Source organism: Agromyces sp. P1_H4 (assembly GCF_056405255.1).
The window spans coordinates 1-1,650 of record NZ_JBFUCL010000517.1 but is presented as its reverse complement, the minus strand read 5'-3'; the positions used below and the strand labels follow the sequence as shown (position 1 = coordinate 1,650).

General features: G+C 71.3%; 2 protein-coding genes and 1 pseudogene. All 3 read right to left on the bottom strand.

Annotation, left to right across the window (positions count from 1 at the left end):
* The coding region (locus AC1DY2_RS19560) for a tryptophan synthase subunit alpha (protein ID WP_476763923.1) at window positions 1-226 on the bottom strand (226 nt) is incomplete at its 3' end.
* Window positions 223-1,431 (bottom strand): tryptophan synthase subunit beta, encoded by a 1,209-nt coding sequence (gene trpB, locus AC1DY2_RS19555; RefSeq protein WP_476763922.1) that lies wholly within the window; start codon window positions 1,429-1,431, stop codon window positions 223-225. The genes AC1DY2_RS19560 and trpB, both read right to left, overlap by 4 nt.
* Before the next feature lies 1 nt (window position 1,432).
* Window positions 1,433-1,650: pseudogene (locus tag AC1DY2_RS19550) on the bottom strand (indole-3-glycerol phosphate synthase TrpC); the annotation flags it as partial.

Sequence of the window (1,650 nt, the reverse complement as noted above, 5' to 3'; positions counted from 1 at the left end):
AGCCGTTGCGGAGTGCCTGCTGGGTCGCCGCCTGGATGACGGGGCCGTCCATGACCGGGTCGGAATAGGGCAGGCCGAGCTCGAGCACGTCGACGCCGTTCTCGACGAGCGCGACGGCCGCCTCGACGCTCTCGTCGAGCGTCGGGAAGCCGACCGGCAGGTAGCCGATGAGCGCACCGYCGGCCTCCTCGTTGCGCCGGCGGATGACGGGACCGGCGGTTCTCACTTGGGGTGCTCCTCGTCGTACAGCTCGAAGTACTTCGCTGCGGTGTCCATGTCCTTGTCGCCGCGGCCCGAGAGGTTCACCAGGATCGTGGCGTCGGGGCCGAGCTCGCGACCGAGCTCCAGCGTGCCCGCGAGGGCGTGCGCCGACTCGATCGCCGGGATGATGCCCTCGGTGCGGGTGAGCAGGCGCAGCGCCTCCATGGCGGCGGCATCCGTCACCGGCCGGTACTGCGCCCGGCCGATCGCAGAGAGCCAGGAGTGCTCGGGGCCGACGCCGGGGTAGTCGAGGCCGGCGGAGATGGAGTGCGACTCGATGGTCTGCCCGTCGTCGTCCTGCAGGAGGTAGCTGCGCGCACCGTGCAGCACGCCGGGCCGGCCCTTGGTGATCGTGGCCGCGTGGCGCTCGGTGTCGACGCCCTCGCCGCCCGCCTCGAATCCGTAGAGTCCGACCTCGACGTCGTCGAGGAACGCGTGGAAGATGCCGATGGCGTTCGAGCCGCCGCCCACGCACGCGGTGACCGCGGTGGGCAGCGCACCGGTGAGGTCGAGGACCTGCTGGCGCGCCTCCTCGCCGATGATCTTCTGGAAGTCGCGGACCATCTCGGGGAACGGGTGCGGCCCGGCGACCGTGCCGAAGATGTAGTTGGTGCTCGCCACGTTCGTGACCCAGTCGCGCATCGCCTCGTTGATGGCGTCCTTCAGCGTGCGGGAGCCCGCGGTGACGGCCACGACCTCTGCGCCGAGGAGGCGCATGCGCGCGACGTTCAGCGCCTGCCGCTCGGTGTCGACCTCGCCCATGTAGATCGTGCACTCGAGGCCGAACAGCGCCGCCGCGGTGGCCGTGGCGACGCCGTGCTGCCCGGCCCCCGTCTCGGCGATGACCCGCGACTTGCCGATGCGCTTGGTGAGCAGCGCCTGGCCCAGCACGTTGTTGATCTTGTGCGACCCCGTGTGGTTGAGGTCTTCGCGCTTCAGGATGACGCGGGCGCCACCGGCGTGCGCGGCGAAGCGGGGCACCTCGGTGATGATCGACGGTCGCCCGGTGTAGCTGCGGCCGAGCTCTGCGAGCTCGGCGCCGAATGCGGGATCGAGCTTCGCGAGGTCGTAGGCCTCGCCGAGCTCGTCGAGGGCGGCGATCAGGGATTCGGGCACGAACCGCCCGCCGAAGTCGCCGAAGTACGGACCGGTCTGCGCTCTGAGCGCCATGTCACACCGCCAGGAAGGCTCGGAGGTTGGCAATGGGGTCGCCCGTGACGAGCGCCTCGCCGACGAGCACCACGTCGGCACCAGCCGCGCGGTAGTGCGCGACATCCGCCGCCGACAGCACCGCCGACTCGGCGACGCGCACGGCGTCGGCGGGGAAGCGGTCTGCGAGGCGGCCGAACAGGTCGCGATCGAGCTCGAACGACGTGAGGTCGCGGGCGT